This is a genomic window from Weissella koreensis KCTC 3621, assembly GCF_000277645.1.
In genome coordinates, this window is the sequence record NZ_AKGG01000017.1 from 1 (window position 1) to 22,218 (window position 22,218).

At 32.0% G+C, this 22,218-nt stretch carries 20 protein-coding genes; 3 read left to right on the plus strand and 17 right to left on the minus strand.

All coding sequences use genetic code 11. From position 1 onward, the window contains the following. Nucleotides 1-484 precede the first annotated feature (484 nt). From JC2156_RS09125 to JC2156_RS08175, 11 genes are all read right to left on the minus strand, one after another. On the minus strand, nucleotides 485-610 hold the full coding sequence (locus JC2156_RS09125) for a hypothetical protein (protein ID WP_006846161.1): 126 nt from the start codon (nucleotides 608-610) through the stop codon (nucleotides 485-487). Further along, nucleotides 607-1,260 (minus strand): DsbA family oxidoreductase, encoded by a 654-nt coding sequence (locus tag JC2156_RS08130; RefSeq protein WP_006846162.1) that lies wholly within the window; start codon nucleotides 1,258-1,260, stop codon nucleotides 607-609. The genes JC2156_RS09125 and JC2156_RS08130 overlap by 4 nt, the downstream gene beginning before the upstream one ends. A 14-nt stretch (nucleotides 1,261-1,274) precedes the next feature. After that, a complete protein-coding gene (gene trxB / locus JC2156_RS08135; RefSeq protein ID WP_006846163.1) occupies nucleotides 1,275-2,219 on the minus strand; it encodes a thioredoxin-disulfide reductase in 945 nt (314 codons plus the stop codon). Between the two features lie 14 nt (nucleotides 2,220-2,233). After that, nucleotides 2,234-2,557, minus strand: a complete 324-nt coding sequence (locus JC2156_RS08140) for a thioredoxin family protein (RefSeq protein ID WP_038241359.1) — start codon at nucleotides 2,555-2,557, stop codon at nucleotides 2,234-2,236. An 11-nt stretch (nucleotides 2,558-2,568) separates the two neighbouring features. Beyond that, nucleotides 2,569-2,883, minus strand: coding sequence for a thioredoxin (gene trxA / locus JC2156_RS08145; RefSeq protein WP_006846165.1), 315 nt, complete (start codon nucleotides 2,881-2,883; stop codon nucleotides 2,569-2,571). A gap of 18 nt (nucleotides 2,884-2,901) precedes the next feature. Further along, nucleotides 2,902-3,198, minus strand: coding sequence for a thioredoxin family protein (locus JC2156_RS08150; protein ID WP_338009593.1), 297 nt, complete (start codon nucleotides 3,196-3,198; stop codon nucleotides 2,902-2,904). Between the two features lie 153 nt (nucleotides 3,199-3,351). Beyond that, the gene (locus tag JC2156_RS08155) at nucleotides 3,352-4,002 is read right to left on the minus strand and encodes an ArsR/SmtB family transcription factor (protein ID WP_006846168.1); all 651 of its coding nucleotides are present in this window, start codon (nucleotides 4,000-4,002) and stop codon (nucleotides 3,352-3,354) included. A gap of 668 nt (nucleotides 4,003-4,670) precedes the next feature. After that, nucleotides 4,671-5,354 (minus strand): Crp/Fnr family transcriptional regulator, encoded by a 684-nt coding sequence (locus JC2156_RS08160; protein WP_006846169.1) that lies wholly within the window; start codon nucleotides 5,352-5,354, stop codon nucleotides 4,671-4,673. Between the two features lie 436 nt (nucleotides 5,355-5,790). Then, entirely contained in the window at nucleotides 5,791-6,960 is a 1,170-nt protein-coding gene (locus JC2156_RS08165; RefSeq protein WP_006846170.1) for a glycosyltransferase, read from the minus strand. A gap of 45 nt (nucleotides 6,961-7,005) precedes the next feature. Continuing rightward, nucleotides 7,006-7,740, minus strand: a complete 735-nt coding sequence (locus JC2156_RS08170) for a hypothetical protein (protein ID WP_006846171.1) — start codon at nucleotides 7,738-7,740, stop codon at nucleotides 7,006-7,008. A gap of 566 nt (nucleotides 7,741-8,306) precedes the next feature. Continuing rightward, nucleotides 8,307-9,446, minus strand: coding sequence for an ABC transporter permease (locus JC2156_RS08175; RefSeq protein ID WP_006846172.1), 1,140 nt, complete (start codon nucleotides 9,444-9,446; stop codon nucleotides 8,307-8,309). 180 nt (nucleotides 9,447-9,626) lie between these two features. Here JC2156_RS08175 and JC2156_RS08180 point away from each other — a divergent pair, with 180 nt between their 5' ends. Continuing rightward, nucleotides 9,627-10,208, plus strand: coding sequence for a TetR/AcrR family transcriptional regulator (locus JC2156_RS08180; RefSeq protein WP_006846173.1), 582 nt, complete (start codon nucleotides 9,627-9,629; stop codon nucleotides 10,206-10,208). 60 nt (nucleotides 10,209-10,268) lie between these two features. On the opposite strand, the gene JC2156_RS08185 is transcribed toward JC2156_RS08180, so the two are convergent. Then, nucleotides 10,269-11,102 (minus strand): alpha/beta fold hydrolase, encoded by an 834-nt coding sequence (locus tag JC2156_RS08185; RefSeq protein ID WP_006846174.1) that lies wholly within the window; start codon nucleotides 11,100-11,102, stop codon nucleotides 10,269-10,271. A gap of 503 nt (nucleotides 11,103-11,605) precedes the next feature. On the opposite strand from JC2156_RS08185, the gene JC2156_RS08190 reads away from it, so the two are divergent. Next, nucleotides 11,606-12,427, plus strand: coding sequence for an aldo/keto reductase (locus JC2156_RS08190; RefSeq protein ID WP_006846175.1), 822 nt, complete (start codon nucleotides 11,606-11,608; stop codon nucleotides 12,425-12,427). 62 nt (nucleotides 12,428-12,489) lie between these two features. Here the strand turns inward: JC2156_RS08190 and JC2156_RS08195 are convergent, their stop codons facing one another. Then, nucleotides 12,490-14,064, minus strand: a complete 1,575-nt coding sequence (locus tag JC2156_RS08195) for a cation:proton antiporter (RefSeq protein ID WP_006846176.1) — start codon at nucleotides 14,062-14,064, stop codon at nucleotides 12,490-12,492. 115 nt (nucleotides 14,065-14,179) lie between these two features. Here JC2156_RS08195 and JC2156_RS08200 point away from each other — a divergent pair, with 115 nt between their 5' ends. Further along, complete coding sequence (locus JC2156_RS08200) at nucleotides 14,180-15,076, plus strand: LysR family transcriptional regulator (protein WP_006846177.1); 897 nt, start codon at nucleotides 14,180-14,182, stop codon at nucleotides 15,074-15,076. A gap of 125 nt (nucleotides 15,077-15,201) precedes the next feature. Here JC2156_RS08200 and JC2156_RS08205 read toward each other — a convergent pair whose 3' ends face one another. The 4 genes from JC2156_RS08205 to JC2156_RS08220 form a co-directional block, all read right to left on the minus strand. Further along, nucleotides 15,202-16,146, minus strand: a complete 945-nt coding sequence (locus tag JC2156_RS08205) for a DMT family transporter (protein WP_006846178.1) — start codon at nucleotides 16,144-16,146, stop codon at nucleotides 15,202-15,204. Nucleotides 16,147-16,577: 431 nt separating this feature from the next. Then, a complete protein-coding gene (locus JC2156_RS08210; protein ID WP_006846179.1) occupies nucleotides 16,578-20,435 on the minus strand; it encodes a Cna B-type domain-containing protein in 3,858 nt (1,285 codons plus the stop codon). Between the two features lie 304 nt (nucleotides 20,436-20,739). After that, on the minus strand, nucleotides 20,740-21,180 hold the full coding sequence (locus tag JC2156_RS08215; protein ID WP_006846180.1) for a MarR family winged helix-turn-helix transcriptional regulator: 441 nt from the start codon (nucleotides 21,178-21,180) through the stop codon (nucleotides 20,740-20,742). Between the two features lie 3 nt (nucleotides 21,181-21,183). Then, entirely contained in the window at nucleotides 21,184-22,140 is a 957-nt protein-coding gene (locus JC2156_RS08220) for a quinone oxidoreductase family protein (protein WP_006846181.1), read from the minus strand. Nucleotides 22,141-22,218 lie beyond the last annotated feature (78 nt).

Sequence of the window (22,218 nt, forward strand, 5' to 3'; positions counted from 1 at the left end):
AATATTTACGCAAAARAAGCAGCCATTTCTAATAAGGATCCCCTTACCATAAATAACTGCGTCTTTTTCTGYTTTAATGGGATTATTCGYCCMTAAATCCAGATTYATTAAAGCTTGGGAACCCGCGCCAAAYATTGGTTGCRGGTCTTTTTTATGTCCTACTTGATCGTAATTTCAAAAGTTTATATTTTTTATRTATTTAGGTACCATGTATGACCTCATTTGATCATCACGTCTTTCAAAAAACGTCAAACYCATTGATACTTATRCGTTTTGGCTTTATTTAYGTTCTTTATGATTAGTTTTGAGTCCCTTTCAATCAGTCTTTTAGCCAATTRTCTCGAATTCCCCGTTATTTCCCGACGTTCCCCGTTCAAAATCCCGMCAAAATAAAAAAACGGGATCCCTGAAGTCTTGATATTACTGACTTMGTTCTGGATTTCCCGTTTTCCCGTTTATTTKACCGATAATATATGAATATTTTTCAATTAGTTTTTGAAGCATTATTTTTTGTATCTTTTTCCTTATGATCAGATATTAAGCAACCATCAGGTCCACAAACACCTGTTTCATTGTCTGTACCAATTATATCAAAATTATTATAACTCATAATGAATTCTCCTCTAATTGAACTTGTTTAAGGGCYTTAACAAARACWTCATATGGTTGRGCACCACTAATWSCATAYTTATTATTRATTACAAAAAAWGGTGCMGCATGAATWCCKGATTGTTGAGCTTCAATTTCATCAGCTATTACATCTTTATGATATTTATCTGAATTCAAAACATCTAATATATCTTTTTCATCAAGTCCCGCTGTGATAGAAGCATCAAATAAAATTTTATGATCAGCTATTGATAATCCATCGCTAAAGTAAGTTTTATAAAAACTACTAATAACTCTTTCAGTTAATTCTGGGTCATGTTTACTTTCTGCTAATTTAATTATTCGATGGGCATCCACCGTATTAGTTGGAACAACACTATTGATATCCATTGACAATCCATCACCATGTGCCATTGATTCAATCTGTTCCATTTGCGCCCTTGCTTGCGGTTCAAGGTCTCTATTACCATGTGTAAAATGATTAATATATCCTTCATTTGTTTCTTTGGGAGATGTTGGATCTAATTCAAAAGATTTGAATTCTAATTGAGTTTTATCGTAAATTCCGATTTCCTTCATTGCTCTCTTCATACGATTTGATCCAATATAGCAAAATGGGCAAGCAATGTCTGACCAATATTTAATTTCCATAATAAATTCTCCGGCTATTTAGTAGCTGCAAACTCATGTTTAAATTCTTCAATATACTCAAACGCATTTTGCCCAGCAATACCACCATCACCAACTGCTGTTGTGATTTGGCGTAATTTCTTCTTACGAACATCACCAACTGCAAAAATTCCAGGAATTGAAGTTTCCATTTCAGAGTTTGTTAAAATCCAACCTGAATCGTCAGTGATATCAAGGCCTTGAAACATACCCGTATTAGGTGTGTTTCCGACATATATGAATACACCTGAAGTATTAACTACTTTATCTTCACCCGTTTCAATATCGAAGGTCTTAACTCCTGTAACATGATTTCCGTCACCAATAATTTCAGTAACACTAGTGTTCCAAGTGAAATCCATTTTATCATTTGTAAAAGCACGCTCTTGAATGATTTTTTGTGCACGTAATTGCTTTCTACGATGAATAACATTAACGTTTTCAGTAATATTTGCTAAATACAGTCCCTCAGAAACAGCAGAGTCTCCACCACCAATTACGGTTACATCTTGATTTTTGAAGAAAGCCCCATCACAAACTGCACAGTATGAAACACCTCTGCCTGAATATTTATCTTCACCTTCAACATCTAATTTACGATTAGTGGAACCAGTTGCAATAATCACTACTTTAGAATCAATTATATCGTCATCAATTTGAATATGTTTAATATTATGGTTATCAACTGTAAGACTCTGAACATCGCCATAAACAAAATTTACACCTGCATTAGTTGCACTTTCGTACATTTTTTGACCAAGTTCAGGTCCTTTAATTGAACTAAATCCCGGATAATTTTCAATGTCGTCAGTATTGTTCATCTGCCCTCCATAGATTCCTCTATCCAGCATCGCTACATTCAAATTAGCGCGGGCTGCATACATAGCAGCAGTCATTCCGCCAGGTCCTGCACCAATTACTACTACATCATATTTTTTCATGCTTTAAACTCCTATTAATCGGCTATATCACTTAAAAAAGCCTCTACATCTGATTTTGATTTTCTGTCCTTGTTTGCTAAACGCCCAATCTCTGTCCCGTCTGAGTAAACAACAAAACTAGGAATCCCATAGACATTCATTTCTTGAGCTAAATCAATATTTTCATCACGATCTACTTGAATAAATTTATAATCTGAAAAATCAGATTCAATTTCTGGCAATTTAGGTTTAATAAAACTACAGTCGGGACACCATGTTGCCATAAAAACCAAAACATATTTTCCATCTTTTWATCTATTTTCCAATTGTGACTTATCTATTACTGGTAATTTTTCCATAAATATATCCTCTAATTTGTATACTGAGCTAAAATATTTTTTAGTTTATCTTTAGAATGCAATCCAACTAGTTCTTCAACCACTTTGCCATCTTTTTTAATAATTAAAGTTGGAATTGACATAATACCAAATTCGTTAGCCGTCTCAGGATTAGCGTCAACGTCCATCTTTGTAACTTTGACATTATTTCCTATTTCTTTATCTAATTGCTCAACAATAGGGCTCTGCATTYKACATGGRGGACACCAAKYWGCCCAAAAATCAGTTAAWGTAAYACCGGTACTAGTTTCTTKCACAAARTCTTTRTCAKTTAARTTYTTAAYCATTTTTTACTTCTTCCTTTGTTATAAATAATATCGAATCAATATTTCCAATTTTTCTTTATCAATAAATTTAGGAACACGCTCGACAACTTCACCATCTTTCAACAAAAGAAGGCTAGGAGCAGATCGAATATCATATTCATTAGCAAGCTTAGCGTTTTCTTCAGCGTTAATAAATTCTATATTCAATTCATTTTGATATTCTTCTTTAATYTTWTTWATWATTGGTCGYTGCGTATAACAYTGRGCRCACCAATYATTCTCAAAATWMATTAASGTTAATAAAAATTCTTTGCCAGCTATACTACTGTACATCATGAACCCTCTTTCAGTTTTTAATCATTCAATTGATTTATTGAATAGTTTAACAATAACACTTTTTTTAAATGTGTCAAATGCAAATAATCCTTACTTAAAATAAAAAAATTACGCATGTCTTTTAAGAACATACGTAATTCATTTAATCTAATTTTATTTAGCCAAACTTAACGCTCTCCACTCTTGATAACTACTATTTAAACTAAAAGCATCAAATCCTCTTTCATTCAAATCATGAGTTGCTTGATTAGATCTACCGCAAAGTCTTCCACGACAATATACAATAATTGTCTTATCTTTTGGTAACTTATCCAAATTTTCTTCCAATTTATCTAATGGGATATTAAGGGCACCTTCGGCATGTCCAGCTTCGTATTCATCAACTGGACGCACATCTAACAATAAACTATCTTCTTTATTTCTAAATGCTTGATCTAATGAAATGGTTTTTACACCCTCGGCGCTATCAGAAAGTTGTTCGATTGATTTCATTTCAGAAAGTTCATCTTCTCCAACACTAATTAATAAGAGAATTAATTTACTTATTTTTTCCGAACTTATGCTATAAATAACCCGATTCCCATCTTTAGTATTTTTTACCAAACGGCTTTCTTTTAATACCTGTAAATGTCTTGATGTATTAGCAATACTCATACCTGTTTCTTTAGAAATAACTTCTACTGATTTAGATGACTGGGTTAAAAGATCTAAAATTTCTAATCGTTTGTCGCTAGCAAGACCCTTCCCTAATCGAGCCAATTCTTTATATAATTGATCTTTATATATTTGTATCGAATCATTCATTTTACACCTCTTGAATTCAATCCATTTATTGAATAGTTTAATAATGACATTTCTTATTGTCAATACATTTATATTTAGCAATATAATTTTCATTCCGTTATTTCCCGATATTCCCCGTTCAAAATCCCGCCAAAATAAAAAAACGGGCACAATGAAGCCTTGTTATACCTAGCTTCATTGGCAGTTTCCCGTTTATTTTATCGATAATATATAGATATTATTTGATTATAGATGGATCTTAATTTTAGCTGATTTCATTTATTTTACAATTCGTTCATATAGTACGACGAACTCTAACGTCTCTAGTTACCAATTCAACCCAAAACCACGCATAAATCGAAAAAACGGATGTGCTGGTTTCTTTATTATCTTGTGCCACTAATACTTTGATTTTATCGTTGACTAATTATTTATCTTATCTGATTAGAACTTTCATTACTCTTAGTTACTTGTTGATACACTATCCTTATCTGCAGAATCATCCTTTGAGATGTTCTGACTATTATTTGTATAATTGTCTTTTGAACTACTTTTACTTTCAACAGTAAATTGGCCATTTTTGTTTGCTGAATTATTTTGAATGTCTAATAACTAATCCAATAATTGTAGTACTCAACAATACATGTTTGATAATCTTAATTCCATTGCTCCATAGTTAACTTTAAATTTCATCTCGCATATTTTTCAAAATATTCTACATCTTTAATCAAGATCAATCTCATTTTTTGTTCTATTAAGTTTTGACTGACCAATTTATTCATAATTCTAGTTACTGAACTCCTGCTTTTAATCCCACAAAAATCACCGATCGTTTGGTGTGTTATTTTATGATTAATTAATATTTCTCCATTAATATTATTTTTAACACCAAATAATTTAATACATCTGTACAGAAATTCACCAACTTGATCAACCTTGCTACTACCCATATATTCCATTCGTTCTACATTTGCATTTATTCTTTGTCGATAATACATTTTTACATACTGATTTAAAATTTCATCTTTATTAACGAGTTTCCAAAACGTAAGACGATTAACTCTATAAAAAGTGGCCGTATTGGAATCAACTTTAACATCATAAGGTTGGTTAACTAATCCTTCATCCTCTTCCCTAAAAAGTGTGACAATCCCTGGTTTATTCATGTAAGAAATATTGACATTTTCTCCATTCGTCCCTAAAAGGGACATGATAACAACACCCTCAATCAAAATATAGACATGTGACTCTAAATAGCTTTCTCTGGTTAAATACATCTTTTTTGATAGTTTTACTGTTATTTTGTCATCCAGTGTTAACTTTTCCACCTCACTTAAAAGGTGATTGACATAAATTGGTTTTATATCTGCCATCCTTACAACCAGCCTCCTCGACAATAATAAATATAAGATTAAATACGTTATTTTATCGTTATTTTTATGTCTATACGGGCCATATTATAATCCTGATATCGGTTACATTTATTTCTGTTTTCATCCATATAATATGCATAATTTGTATTTTTTTGGTAACTTATGTTACCAAATTATATGAGCTATTATGTTAAGATAAATTTTTTATAATTAATTAATATATTCCCATCAACTCAAATATAGATCCAAATCCACCATTATCTTATTAGGAAACTCCTTACCCTGCATTTCTTTATATTTATACATAGAAATTATTAGTACAGATTGAATACAAATTCTCCACAAAAAAAGGCGAACCCTTGAGTTCGTCCTTTTTATCTACTTATTTCAATTCGTCTACCAGCTCGGTCAATCATTTGGCTACATTAAATTTTGACTATTTAAAATTTATATCTACTAATTTAGCTATTAATTCTGACCATATTAGCATAACTTTTGTATCTTGATACTTATTTTTAACTGTTGCTTGTGCCTGGATGCCTAATTTATGAGTTAATTCAGGATTAGTTAATAAATAAATCATCCTTTTCACAAATAAATCCACATCCCCATTATCCACTAGATACCCATTTTCATTATTATTAATCCATTCTCTTGGTCCATACTTCACGTCAAAAGCAATGGTTGGAACTCCATACTGTGCCATTTCTAGAATAGTCAGAGGCATACCTTCATAATTAGAAGACAACACTGTAAATAACGTCCTACTCATCAAATTACGTTTGATTTCTCCATTCACATAATCATTTATAGTTACGTTATTATATAATTTGTTTTCATTAACTATTTTTATAAATGGTTGTGCAACAGAAGATTCCTCAGGTTTATTCAGTGCACCATAGAAATTAACATGAACATTAGGAACTTGTGCTATAACAGGTGGCATAATTTGTGTTAAAAATTTAGTTATTCCTTTTTGTCGATCATTATATCTTGTAAAAATGTTGATTTCTTTTCGTAAGTTTACTTCTTTTCTAATAAAAACATTTTCAGAAATAGCATTTGGTAGATATACTGTTTTTTCTGGACGGATTAGTTGAGTATCTATCAAATCAAATTTTTGTTGTTTTGTTAAAACAATGAATTTATCAACTTCATTTTGCCTGTCAAACATATACTGATATTGCTCTTTAACCCCACCATGCAAATCCATATGATTATTGTGAATCACTTGTATTAACTTTAAATTAGTAAATATATGTTTATATAAAACTACCATTTGAAATAAACTTTTATCTTCATTAATTATGAATACCTTCTCATTTCGTTTTAAATCATTCTTTATTAAGCTAAGAAGCCAATTAGCTTGATCACTTTTTGAAAGGAATTGATCAGGTTGTAAAACACCTAATCCTTCCATCAAGCCCTTTTCTGCATGAAGATTAAATTCCAAATCTTGTTTCTTAATTTGCGTCGGTTCGATATGCACTAAATATACATTTCCTAAATTTAGTTTATATAATTCGTTAGCATGCATAAAAGAGGAAGAATTAATTCCTCCTTTATCTATTCCAATCGTTTTTTGTAAAACATAAAATGTAATCATAAATATATCTTTCGTATATTTTTAATGCTTTTTTAATTAAGTTGATTAGGATATATTTATCCCAAATGACTCTGGATCATTTTTTGAGTCATTAGAACGATGATACCTTTCAACAGTGCCATTTTTATGGTAATAATGACCTAAAGATAATTTTTTCGCCTTAGCTAACCCTAAAAATAAGTTTATATGATCATAATATAATGTTGATTTAATTTTATTATTTACCACAAATACATTCCTAAATAATAATCTGACTGTATCTTGATGCTCAATAAGTTTCATATCATCTAATTTGCCAACGAAAATAATTTCTTCATTTTCAAATCTGCTCAATAAAATCCTAGAATTCGTACTATCTCTTTCTAAATTATATGAATTATTACTCTTATAAAAATTTTGATAATACAACTCATCTAAAGTAGCGTGATATTTTTCAGTATAAAGTTTATATAATTTGCTACCAAAAAATCCATAAACTTTTTTCTTTATTTTAGGGTTGTTATCATATATATCACTAAGTCTATTTTTTATGATATATTGGGGTGTTTTATTCAGAGAGTATATCAAATATAAATAGTGGTCATATGCAAGCGATGGATTAAAATCAAGTGAATGATAAAATCTCCATAGCAATACTCCTTCTGTCCTATTCATTAAAACCGTATCTTCATCTTCAATTTGTAGATATATTTCAAACTCACCAAAAGTTAAATTTATACTATCTTTGAAATAGTCATTATAATGTTTATTAATAATTTCTCTTTTACTTGTATTTACCATATCTTTTAATTCCTAATATTAAATATTTTATTTAATTACACTGCTAAGCCATCTACGAGAAGATCCATACCTTATTGTTTAATCACATAAATGGTTACTTAGATTTATTTAGCCTTAATAACGCACCTTCCATTGCCATCTAACGCTCTTAGAATATCAATATCTGATGGATTTAATGAATAAATTTCTAATTAATCCATATTTATCAATCATTTTCCTACATAGATAACATACAAAAGCAACAATACAATAAAATAAAATACTTAGCTAAAGCGTAAGTAATTGACATTATTAATGTCGTTTTTGGTAAGAATGACATTAATAATAAATAATATTCCTGCATATAGTTAGATATAACAACACTGTTTTATTTTAAATAGTAATTTATTTCATAAATATCAAAAAAACAACCTTGATAATCAATAAATAGTAATTAAAAATACACCTACGAATCTGCCTAAATTGGCTTTTTCATAGGTGTATTTATTTATCTAGTCTCTAAATATTTCTTTATAAGTACCTAACTTCAATAATTATTACAGTTATGTGTTTACTCATATTATTTTTTAATTAGCCTTAACCTGAGCCTTTTTATTAGATTTAAATACTGAAGAAATTACAAGTGTTATTCCAATTAATACAACCCAAAGCAAAGATTGAGTATTACCATTCCAAAATGAGTAATCATAATAAACAATTGACTTCATTCCATCCAACAAGAACCTCATTGGTAGCCATGGCATCACCCAATTAGAGTAAAATGACGTTAACATCTCTGGGGCCAAGTTAACAATTGGCATTGAAAATAGCATCAACAAAGCGAAGACCGGAATACCAGCCATACCAATCCATAGTTCAACTCCAAACATTAACAGTTGAAAGGCAAGTGAGGCAAGTGAAGCGAAGAATACCACCGTTACAAAGCTTGAATATGAGTATCCAAGGATCTCTTGGGCACCAATTGTTGAAATAAATCCTGAAAATAATGCAATTACAATAATCACCCCAATTTCAATCAATTTTGAAGATAGCTTTGCACCTTTATTTCTATCTTCAAAACCTTTTTGAGCTAACAGCATCATGACGGTTCCCAATAACGCTCCCATCCATATAGGTTGGAAAAAACTTGAACTAGCAGTTGGTCGGTCTTTGGTACTATGAACCGTTTTAGTCGTAACATTTATTGGATTTAACAATGTTTTTTCAGTTTCGGGACTAATGTTAACATTCATCATTTGTGATTTGGTAATAACCTGGTTGGATATGTTTTGTCCAACTTTATTTGTCATCGTACTTAAAACATTTTGAACTGACGTAGCCACTGTCGCATTTTTAGCTTGATTTATAATGATACGCATCTCAGGCTTTTTTGCATTTGGCATTGGTAAATTTGTGATATCTTTTGAAAAACTCTTATCGATAATTAATGCACCATAATACTTCTGATGATCCATATCATTCCTTAAGTCTTTTTCACTATTAATTTTACTCCACTTAATCGTAGTTGCATTTTTTCCACCAGTTGAAGTTACACTGGTTAACTGCTTAACAATATTTTTAGTGACAACTGTATTATCGGTATCTACAATGGCTAACGGTAAGTTCTTAGGCGCAACTTTAGTGCTGGGAATTTGGGCAATAATTAGTAGTATACCCATTATTAAAGCCACAACTAGCGACAAAATATGAAATTTATTTTTGAACATCTCACTTCTCCTATAATAGTTAATTTAAAAGCAACATCTAGTTCTTTTTTCAACACTCTGTTGCTTTTCTTCGATTATTATTATATTTTAAAGTAAGTAATAAAGACAGAAACAATAATTTGAAAATCGTTTCAATTACAACAACCATTCATTTATTGTTCATTTTTGAAAGGAATTATTATGTATTCACATAAAACTAATCAAACAAAAGCTCAAATTATCGATGCATTCATCACAATTTTAAACACCAAAGATATTTCAAAAATTACAATATCTGATATTACCAAAGAAGCAAAAATCAATAGAGGAACTTTTTACCGACATTTTGATGACAAATTTGATTTAATTAATAAAAAAGAAGATGAGATATTGGATCAGACAAAAGATATTCTTAAAAAATATCTTGATGACAATGTTACTTCATCAAGCTTTAATACGTATCGAACTGAAGTTCTTAGTGTCCTAAATAACAATTCTTCTTTTATTTCAGCTATGATAGGTGAAAACGGAGATTTAACCTTTGAGACTAAAATCCTCACAGAGATGTATACCTTCTCCCAAAACAATATAAAATATTTTGGAATTGTAATTGATCATCCTACAATTGAACAAGAAATCACATTACAATTTCTTACTAATGGGTTACTCGGCGTGATTAAGACATGGTTGCAAAATACTGATATTAGTATTGAAGAACTTTCTCAAATAATAGATGACATTATTGAAAAGGGCATACTAAATACTATAAGTAATTCTAATTAAATTTAATATCTTGAATATAAAAAGAGATCATTCAACGATGATCTCTTTTATTAAAAAATTTTATTTCAAAAATTCATTTACTACTTTTGAAAAGTCCATTGGATATTGGAATAAAGAAGTATGTCCGGCATCAGCATAAATTTTTAGCTGCGAATTTGGAATCTGTTGCGCAATTGCATAAGAACCTTGCGTTGGCACCATTGCATCTGTATCGCCGTTCACCACTAGGGTTTCCGCATTTATTTTCGTCAAATCATCATTTTGATCATTCGCAAATTTTTTAATTGCTTTTAACTGTCTTAAATAGGCAGTTAAAGCTATTTTTTGATCTTTTACAACGACACGCTGCTTCAACCGGCCTATAAATTCACGAGCTTTTGTCTTACCTTCTGTACTGGTGGTAAAAAACAAACGTTCTTTCACATCTTGCCTGGTAAAGATGGTCTTAAGTAAAAATTGATTGGTAACTTTACCAACATCCCCAATTTTATGATCTCCCTTAGGACCCGTTCCAACGAGAATTAATTGATGAACCATTTTAGGATATTTTAGCGTGAAATCTTGGGCAATAAATCCTCCCATTGAAAGACCTAGTAAATCTACCTCTTGCAAATTCAATGCCTCTATAAAATAAGCCACTTCATCTGCCATTTCCTCAATTTTCGTTGGCACAGTCCCATTTGACAAACCAATTCCAGAATTATCAAAAACTATAATCCAACGATTCTGGCTTAATTCATCAATTAATGCTGGATCCCAATTATCTAAAGTTGCCGAAAGGTGATTCAATAAAAGTAATGGACGCCCCGTTTTGTTTCCCATTTCACGATATGCAAATTTATGGCTTCCCCTTGCCACAACAAAACGATTAGGACTCTCTAAATAATTTTCCATCAGTAATACTACTCCTTAAAATGCTTAACAATTTTACCTTATCTTCCATCAAAAGAAACTAATTTAAGGTTCCCTAACCTTCAATACAAAGTAAGGACATTTTTTTAATTTATAGAATGGTTTAATTCATCTAAATTTTTCTGAAATTTTAATTTCTCGTTTCAATTCTTTAACTTAATAAAATTATTTAATCAACTAATCTTATATTTTTCTGGAACGTTCATTCAAGTATACGATGTATTTTTTACATCGTCAATTTTTAAATTGTTTGAAATCAAACATGTTAGCCAAAATTTAAAAGCATTTACAATTTAAATAAGCAGCAATTTATAATCAATTTAGCGTTAATCATTCGTTCACACGTAATTAACTTTTTTTAAGTTCTGTTTCTAAAAATAAGGGTTAAGATTAAATATAGATAGTTATTCATAGTACGAATGACTATCTCATAAAAATAATTAACTGCAATCTTTTTACATTAATCACTAAGGAAGCTAAATACTATGGAATATTTTGAATTAAATAATGGTGTAAAAGTACCTAAATTAGGATTTGGAACTTATCAAATGCCTAATAGTATTACAGAAAAAAATGTTACTAAGGCGCTCGACCTTGGTTATCGTAATATCGATACCGCCCAAAATTATGGTAATGAAAAAGAAGTTGGAGCGGCAATTAACAAAAGCAGTATTTCACGAGACCAAATTTTTGTAACTTCGAAGGTCCAGACTTCTGGGTATGATGATACTAAACGTGGTATTGATGAATCACTTCATACCGCCCAGCTAGATTACTTTGATTTAATGATTATTCATTGGCCAACGATCCACGATGAAGAAACTTATCATGCTCTAGAAGCTGCATATAAAGCTGGTAAGGTAAGGGCTATTGGGTTAAGTAATTTTAATAGTCAACAAACACAAGCAATCATCAATCAAAGTGATGTTATTCCGGCAGTAAACCAAATTGAAACTCATATATATTGGCAACAAAAGAAAATGCATACCTATCTAAACGAACAACATATTCTGCATGAAGCTTGGGCTCCACTGGGAGAGGGTAGAACGAATATGTTGCAAGACCCGTTGCTTAAAAACATTGCAGCTAATCATCAAAAGTCTGTGGCTCAAACCATTTTAAGATTCTTAACCCAAGAAGACATCATGGTGATTCCTAAGTCTACTAATCCTGAACATATTGCTACTAATTTAGACATTTTTGACTTTCAATTAAATGCTAATGAAATTAACGAGATCAGAAATTTAGATCATAAAGCCTCAACCACTTATTGGCCATCATCAATGCAAGAAGAAGCAAATTATTAATCATTTCATTCCAAAAAAGCTTCCCTTAGATAGAAATAAATTCTATCTAAGGGAAGCTTTTTTTAAACTAGACGATTTTGAGAGTCCAACATAAGAATTTCAGCGTATAAAATTTCACTATAGATTTCATGTATAAGATCCGTCTGTTCAGGAATTTGATTAGCCAGTTGATATAGATAATTGCGCTCGGCCGTAAATGCTTGAATCATCAACTTCTGACGATTACGACTTTTTAAATGATTTAAATGAGTTCCATTTGTACCAAATTGGCGATACTGTTTTAGAAAACTTCCAATTGAGTTTCTTTTACTCTGGTCACGTAAATCATAAAGTACCATTTCCTTAATTTCTGAATCAACTTTTAAATTCTCAATGGTCTTTATTCCAATAGATACTGCCTGCTCCCGAATTTTTTGGAGATGCTGTTCACGTGTATTGGGATCTGGACTTTGCGGTAGAATAATTTTAAATAGAATGGTTGGTACTAAGAAACTCAGTAAAATAATTGTTGTTTCAGTAATAATTAACCCAATAAATAAATTATTTGGCAAATAATCACTAGCTATAAAAGTCATTGCTAATGTGACTGTTCCATGAACACCACCAAAACTAAAAACGATACTTTCCCTTACAGAATATTTAAATTTACTATAAATAAAACGGCAAAGTATTAGCAAAAAGTATACTAAAATTCCCGTTCCTATCCAAAAGAACACAGGTACGAGTGCTGGGATTGGAACAGCTGTAATTTTAGCTAAAGAAATTCCTAAAATAAAGAAAACAACACTATTTAAAACTTCAGTTAAGAAAGAAATCGACTGTAACGTAAAAACTGTTTGCCGTGAAGATACAAAACGACTTCGATTCGATTCACTATTATGCGTTAATCCAGCAATAACCACAGCAATTATCCCGGAGGTATGTAAACTTTCAGCAATAAAATAAATCAAAATAGGAGTTAAAATATACAGTAAAGTTTGCGAAGAATTAACATTAAATGTTGATCGCATCAATAATTGCCTAATTATAATTACTAAATTACTTAAAATGATTCCAATTATTGCCCCACCAATGGTCATAAACAAAAATTGGACGAAGTTTTGACTAAAAGATATGGTTCCCGTTGCAAACCATAAAAATCCTGCTTGTAATAAAATAATTCCAGAAGCGTCATTAAATAAAGCCTCTTCACTAATTCGATCAGAAACACCCGAGTCAACTTTCCGACTGGTAATTATCGTTTCAAATCCAGTCGCATCTGTCGGTGTGCTGATGGCAGCAATAATTAAAGCAAATGCTACATTTAATCCCAGCAATACATGGGTTGAAAATGTCACAATTAATGCTGAAATAAGAACTAAAACGGCTGAGCTACCAACTATTTCTTTTAAACGTGTTTCAATTTTAATTATCGGTTTCCGCTGACCATCGAAAAAAAGTAATGGTGCTAGAATAACTAGCATAAAAACTTCATTATTCAGTTGCGGAAATATATTTCTTACCCATGGTAACAATCCAATACCAAAACCAAAGATTGTATTCAAATAAGTATTCGCAATTTGAGGGAAAAGTTTAGAGATAAAGTTACTAATGGTGATTGATGCTAAAATAATGACTATAATGCTGATTAGATTCATAATTACTACTCCTTTAATTATTCTATATAAGTATACAATTAAAGTTGACAAAGGATCATCTAAGAAGATAGTATTGCGTTAATTATAGGTTAATACTTAGGAGGAATATCTTTGCATGTATGACGCGAAACTAGATACATTTATTCAAGTAGTGGAGTCAGGTAGCTTTACAAAAGCTGCGGCTCAATTATTTATTTCACCCGTTTCAGTTATGAAACAAATTGAGTCTTTAGAGAATGCTACCAAAGTTAAATTATTCAATCGTTCCACCAAAGGAGTAACACTAACTGCAGCCGGAAAATCTATATATAACTCAGCTTTACAATTAATTAAAGCCTCAGAAACAGCAGTTGAGCAGGCTCAAAATATTTCTAAAAATGAAAAACAAGTTATCCGAATTGGCACTTCACTATTACGTTCAGGAAGTCTCCTAATTGATCTGTGGTCAAAAGTTAACAGTGGTGAACTTCCATTCAATTTAAAGATTGTTCCTTTTGGTGATGATCCAAGTAGCATGCAAAAAATGCTTACATCATTAGGCGATACTCTTGATTGCTTTGTTGGTCCCGGTGATTCGTATGAAATTTTAAATGGTCCATACAAGATGGCGGTACTTGAAAATAAAATTTGCTATTGTGCCGTTCCACGTCGAAATCACTTAGCTAAAAAAGAAAGTCTTGATTGGTCTGATTTGGACGATGAGTCATTGCTTCTTGTTAGAAGAGGTCAATCTCCAGAACTAGATCAATTACGTACCGAAATTGAAACAAGCCACTCTAAAATCAATATTGTGAATACCGACAATTTCTATGATATTGATGCTTTTAATCTAAGCGAACAAGAAAATTATATTATGGAAACTTTAGATATTTGGAAAGACCTTCATCCAGCCTTGGTCACTATTCCGATGAAATGGGATTATAAAATGCCTTATGGAATTATTTATTCTAATAATGCATCTAATCATGTGCGTGATTTTATTAAAGAAAGTGAAAAATTATATCAAAATTAAAAAAATAATCCTATTAAATTTTAAACAATTTAATAGGATTATTTTTTATATACTTAATCAATATTGATTGAAAATATTTTTTTCGAAATATCAAACTTTAACAAGATGTATAAAATTAATTTAATTTATACAAAATAAACAATTACGATCCCTACAAGCATAACAGCAGCGCCAATAATTTGAAGCCGCGTCACCGGAATCTTTGAAGACCTGAAAAATGCAAATTGATCAACTAAAATGCTAAATCCTAACTGACCAAAGAGTGAAATAACTACCACCGCCCCTGTTCCAATTTGTGGTGCCAACCAAGCAATAAGAATAATATTGATTCCACCAAGAATACCGCCAATTAGGACCCACCAATCTTTTTTACCCAGCTTATTGCCATTATTATTGAATTTTAAAACAGGAGCTTTTGTAATAAAACTTATAATAATTAAAACTATAGTTCCTACCGTAAAGGTAACTAACGCCGCATGAATTGGTGAATGAAGTACTACTCCTAATCGCCCGTTGGTTGCTGTTTGAATAGCAAATAATACTCCACTAAAAATCCCTAATAGTTCCCAAATAAATTGATGTGGAACCCTCTTTGTAGATGAGTTAGAAACTTTTTTACTAGATTCAAAAATCCCAACGATACTTAACAAGCCTAAAATAACAAAAACAAGGCCGATTATTTTAACCAATGTTAATTTTGTAATTGGAGAAGAAAATAGCCCAAATTGGTCAATCACAATCCCCATCATAATTTGTCCAGAAATTGGTAAAACAGCTGCTAATTTGCTTCCTAATTTAGCAAAAAGTAAAATATTAACCGTTAAACTAAATGCACCAGTAATACTTCCCAACCATATCCACCAAGGGTTATTACTAAATACAGATGCTGGAATTGCAATAGTATGTTTAGTGATAAAAGTTAAAGCGATTAGCAATAGCATACCAATAAAGAATGAAATGGCTGATGCTAAATATGGTGATTTAGTGTAAGAACGCAGCTGTGCATTGATAGCTGTCTGACTAGATACACCAATTCCAATCAAAATAGGTATTAAAAATAGTAAAAACATTTAGTTTTCTCCTTATAAATTCGTATTAACGGATCGCTGTATAATCCTTAGAGTCTTTGTATATATTTGATTTAATAACTCCTATTGTGTTTCTTTACATCACTATGTCCCGATTTCATTCCATCGCTTCCAAGTAACTAAATGTAGTATACCTAGAAATACGCAACCGGAGAATGTGCTAATTTATTCAGACAGCATTAACCATTGGTTAATGCTAAATATTTAGACTACTTGTTATTGAATGACTAATCCATCTAAAAAAACATTCCCTGGCGTTAACCAGCTTGAAATCCTTTTCATTAATTTACTTTAATTTTTGCCCACCAAGACAAACAATATTTAATATCCTATTTTTTATATCAATACAATAAAACCACTACTGTAATATCAGTAGTGGTTTTAATCGAATTTGTCCAATCCTTGAATAAATATTACTTAAGCTTCTTCCAAACAATCATTCCAGCTAATAATGTTAACACTGCACTGATTAACCCAGTTACTGTAAGTTTTTGTGATGCCGTATTGGGCAATAAAGTTTCTACGTTCTTCGTAATGTTTTCAACAATATCGTCATTTTTATCATTTCCATTTGAAGTATCTTTATTATCTTCTGGATTATTATTATCTGGTATAACAGGTAACTCTGGGGTATTAGGAATTTGTGGTAAGACCGGTGTAATTCCCTTCAACAATGTGTTCTTCACATTGTAGCCCTCGACYTCACCCGTRTAACCATCTACATCATCTTCACTAATGGTATAAACAATCGCTTTGCCTGCGGCATCATTTTTGTTTAAGTTACTAAACTTATACTTCCAATCTTCCGCAGCTGAAACCTTCTTAGATTCTACCTGCTTTCCATTCGCCAATAAGTTGATCTTTATACTTGATGGGCGAGTCTTTTTAGCGTTATTATCATCTACCCAGGTCTTACTTCCTGAAACTGATGTCTTTTGTGGCAAAACCGGTGTAATTCCCTTCAACAATGTATTCTTCACATTGTAGCCCTCGACTTCACCCGTATAACCATCTACATCATCTTCACTAATGGTATAAACAATCGCTTTGCCTGCGGCATCATTTTTGTTTAAGTTACTAAACTTATACTTCCAATCTTCCGCGGCTGAAACCTTCTTAGATTCTACTTGCTTTCCATTCGCCAATAAATTGATTGTTATACTTGCTGGGCGGGTCTTTTGAGCGTTATTTTCATCTACCCAGGTCTTACTTCCTGAAACTGATGTCTTTTGTGGCAAAACTGGTGTGATTCCCTTCAACAATGTGTTCTTCACATTGTAGCCCTCGACYTCACYYGTRTAACCWTCTACATCATCTTCACTAATGGTATAAACAATCGCTTTGCCTGCGGCATCATTTTTGTTTAAGTTACTAAACTTATACTTCCAATCTTCCGCRGCTGAWACCTTCTTAGATTCTACTYGCTTTCCATTCGCCAATAAGTTGATCGTTATACTTGYTGGGCGWGTCTTTTTAGCGTTATTTTCATCTACCCAGGTCTTACTTCCTGAAACTGATGTCTTTTGTGGTAAGACTGGTGTGATTCCCTTCAACAATGTGTTCTTCACATTGTAGCCCTCGACTTCACTTGTATAACCWTCTACATCATCTTCACTAATRGTATAAACAATCGCTTTGCCTGCGGCATCATTTTTGTTTAAGTTACTAAACTTATACTTCCAATCTTCCGCRGCTGAAACCTTYTTAGATTCTACTTGCTTTCCATTCGCCAATAAGTTGATCGTTATACTTGCTGGGCGGGTCTTTTTAGCGTTATTTTCATCTACCCAGGTCTTACTTCCTGAAACTGATGTCTTTTGTGGTAAGACCGGTGTAATTCCCTTCAACAATGTATTCTTCACATTGTAGCCCTCGACTTCACCCGTATAACCATCTACATCATCTTCACTAATGGTATAAACAATCGCTTTGCCTGCGGCATCATTTTTGTTTAAGTTACTAAACTTATACTTCCAATCTTCCGCGGCTGAAACCTTCTTAGATTCTACTTGCTTTCCATTCGCCAATAAATTGATCGTTATACTTGCTGGGCGTGTCTTTTTAGCGTTATTTTCATCTACCCAGGTCTTACTTCCTGAAACTGATGTCTTTTGTGGCAAAACTGGTGTGATTCCCTTCAACAATGTATTCTTCACATTGTACCCATTGATCTCACTCGTATAACCTTCTACATCATCTTCACTAATGGTATAAACAATCGCTTTGCCTGCGGCATCATTTTTGTTTAAGTTACTAAACTTATACTTCCAATCTTCCGCAGCTGATACCTTCTTAGATTCTACTTGCTTTCCATTCGCCAATAAGTTGATCGTTATACTTGCTGGGCGAGTCTTTTTAGCGTTATTTTCATCTACCCAGGTCTTACTTCCTGAAACTGATGTCTTTTGTGGTAAGACCGGTGTAATTCCCTTCAACAATGTATTCTTCACATTGTACCCATTGATCTCACTWSTATAACCATCTACATCATCTTCACTAATGGTATAAACAATCGCTTTGCCTGCGGCATCATTTTTGTTTAAGTTACTAAACTTATACTTCCAATCTTCCGCGGCTGAAACCTTYTTAGATTCTACTTGCTTTCCATTCGCMAATAAGTTGATCGTTATACTTGCTGGGCGGGTCTTTTTAGCGTTATTTTCATCTACCCAGGTTTTGTTTCCTGAGATAGAAATATCAGGATTAAAAGTGTTAGTCACATCATAACCATTAACATCACTTAAATAATTAGGAACTCTATCTTCACTGACAGTATATTCGTATTTTTCCCCATCTTTATCGTTTAAAGATAAATTATTAAATTTATATTGCCAATTAGTATCTGCGCTAACAACTTTAGAATCAATCTTATTTCCATTTTGTAATAAATTAATCACAACTGATGATGGCCGCATATATTCTGAATTATTATCATCTTCCCAACTCTTCGTACCGACAATTGATGTTTTAATATCATTATTCAAAGAATTCTCTATGTTAAATCCATCATCCGTTTCAATGATTTTACTTGTATAGTTAGGAATACCTTCTTCTTTAACTTCATACTTATAGGGATTTCCATCCGGATCCATGATAGCTAAATTTGTAAAGTCATAATTCCAATCATCACTAGCTAGTGCCGATCTAGTAAGGAATTGTTCACCATTTCTCAGAAGATGAATAACAACATGATCTGGACGTAATTGATTGGCATTATCATTATCCTTCCAAATCTTTTTACCTTTAAGATCTTTAGCATTATTATCGCCACTACCGCCACCATCTTGACCACGCCAGCTAGCAGTACTATTAGCCTTCGCTAATTCATCATTACCATCAAAAGAAATAGCATGGTTTGCATATCTACCTAATACACCATTATCTATAATACGTGATTTATACGTTATTAAAATTGATGTAACAGCATTTGGATCTTGTGAAGCTTTAGAAGTTAATTCACCAAAATTAACGGTAACTTGCGCGGAACCATCACCTTGCTTAATAAAGTTTAAATCTGAATTATCAACCTTTAAAACTTCAGAAGATCCTTTATAATTACGATACTTTATAACAGTAGAGCCCGCGATATATTCCATACCTGGATCCATACGGTCCACAAAAATAGAATTATTAACAGCATTACCAACGTTATTCACTGTGATTGACCAATCAATAATAGTTGGATCCTCTTTATCATATGTTAAACTCTTCGAAATAAGGCTTTCACCACTAGACCCCCCACCACTATCCTTAGAAAATTTTAAATGAATTTTATTATCTGGATTGTCCGATGTCGGTAATAAAATATCATTTCCATTATCATAATCGATTTGTGACTTATCAAAATTTGACCAAAAACTAAATTCACCTTTAATGTTAGTTAGCGTTTTAACACTATCATCAAAAGTAATAATCGCTTGCCCATTAATAATATCTACTGTTCCCATTGAAACTCCATTAAATTTAAGGTCAATGGGTTTAACTCCAGTTCGATATTTAATGATATTATCAATATTCATAATATACTTTTCGCCAGGGACTACTGTATAACTATTTGGTACTTCAAAATCCATATTAAATTGAACTTTTGTACTTTCACTAACAGTACTGCCAGCTAAATTTTTTCCACTACCATCGGTAATTGAGACATTTTTTATGAAATTTATGTTTGTATCTTGTGGACTAGCTATCGCCTCTGCTACCACTATACTCGGATTTAAAAATACACTAAATAATAATATTATTATGCTTAATATAGTTGTTTTTTTCATACTTATTCCTCCTTGAATTGAATAATTAAAATTCAATATTTAATTTACATATATATAGTTAAATAACATAAAGATTAATTTTATTCTAACAGAATTATGGCAATTCTAGTTGATTTAAATTAAATAATTATATTCATCTAACTAAGAACAGCGATTCTTTTAATTTTTATTTAATAAACGTTACCTAGTGTAGATAAATAACACATTTTGTTATTTACAATTTGACTATCATTATCTTCTTTATAGACAAAAAAGAGCTAAGCTAATTAGGCCTAACTCTGTTTCAATTTTATTAAGATATACACTATTCTGGAATATTACTCATAGTTTCAGCTAGATGATTTAAATTAACTTTTAATTCCAACTTTTCTTTATCAGACCAATCATTCAAGGCTTCGCGCATTACCTGTCGTCGAGTTTCATTAATGAGGTTATTAAATCGTTTGCCATGTTTAGTTAACTCTGTTAAACGAATTCTTGCATCATCTACTGAATAATACGTTTGTACTAAACCTTGTTTTTCCAATTTATCAATTTGCCGACTCACACTGGAATGATTCTTTCCCACCGTATCAGCTAAATTTCCAACACTAGTTGGTTGCATTCTAGCAATACCGACAAAAATTGGAAAGGCTGTAGGGTCTAAATTAATGTGTGCATTTTCAACCATTTTTTTATCACGACTAGGTTTATTAAAAAATGTTACCAAGGCGATCAAGCTTGTAAAAATATCATCTTCTAACATTATTTACCGAACCTTAACTACAGCTCTAGGAGCCGTCGGTGCTACCCAAGCCTCTTGAATCTCAGGTAATGAAAATACTGTTGTAGGAATTTTAAGCCCTTCTTGAGCAACCATGTGGTAAACCCCTGCTATAGACTCTAATAAGTTCAAGACGGATACGCTGTTAATCCCACTTCCAATTAATTCCAACTTTGATGATCTGAAGAGGGCAGATGGTAAGGCAACTTCTTTTTTACCTGCAGCACTTCCAATCGTTATAAATCTAGTTGGTTGTTTATAATCGCTTTTCGCTATTGCTATCATAATTGCCAATGCCGAATCACCCCATAAATAGTCTAATACAATATCTATTCCTGCTGAAGCTAATGGCTTTAAATTCTTAATCATTCCTTCTTTATCAGCTTTTTTAGTTGAATCAAAAGAAACATATTCATCAGCTCCCAATTCTGACAACTTTTTATCATCACGACCAGTAACGATAACTTTACCAGCACCTAAATGACGTGCTATTTTTATCGCTAAGCTTCCTGCTGATCCCGTTGCGCCATTTATTAAAACAGTTTGTCCAGGCTTTAAACCAGCCCGGTAAACTAAAGCTGCCCAAGATGACATTCCTGGGTTAGCAATAGCTGCTGCCATAATGTCATCAACTTCATCCGGAATCGGAACTATCATCCTTTCATCCACTACGGTCTGATTGGCTAGTCCTCCATAAGGTGCTTCAGTCATAGCAAAGTATACTCGTCGACCATCAAGGGTATTCCCAACACCATCAACTCCTGGAATAAAATTACTTTGATTATCTACCGAATAATGTTGACCCATAGCTCGCATCTTAGTGAGGTTACTCAATGCCGAAGCATTTACATTAATCAACACTTGGCCCGCTTTAGCCACTGGTTCTGCATAGTCACCATAAGTTGGTATCTGTCCAACTTCATTTATAATTGCTGCTTTCATGATTATTAACCTTCTTTGTTAGTTCAAATTGGTGCATCTTGCACTAAATTAGATTATATTCCTTTTGCGTGCAAAATG